This is a genomic window from Rhodococcus sp. PAE-6 (assembly GCF_025290685.1).
Classification (GTDB): Bacteria; Actinomycetota; Actinomycetes; order Mycobacteriales; family Mycobacteriaceae; genus Rhodococcus; species Rhodococcus pyridinivorans.
In genome coordinates this window covers 1-236 of the sequence record NZ_JAOCLZ010000238.1, presented here as the reverse complement: position 1 = coordinate 236, position 236 = coordinate 1, and the positions used below count along the sequence as shown (strand labels likewise).

The window sequence follows — 236 nt, the reverse complement described above, 5'->3', positions numbered from 1 at the left end:
GAGCACCGAGCCGGCGACATTGCACACCGCCAGCGCCGCCTGCGGCGGCAATTGCGGGGCGACGAGGACCAGGGCGGGCAGCAGGCTCAGCCCGCCGCCGCCGACCACCGCGTCCACCCAGCCGGCGGCGGTCGCGGCGGGCATCAGCAACGCCCAGTCACCTGCAGTCATGGCGGCCATTCGAGCACGCGCCGCATCCGCGGGACCGGTGCGGGAGCAAAACCGGTGGCCCCTTC

The 236-nt window shown here is 75.0% G+C and carries 1 pseudogene; it reads right to left on the bottom strand.

Features of this window, described 5'->3' with window-relative positions:
* Positions 1–171, bottom strand: a pseudogene (locus NVV99_RS26890) (sulfite exporter TauE/SafE family protein); the annotation flags it as partial.
* Between the last annotated feature and the right edge of the window lie 65 nt (positions 172–236).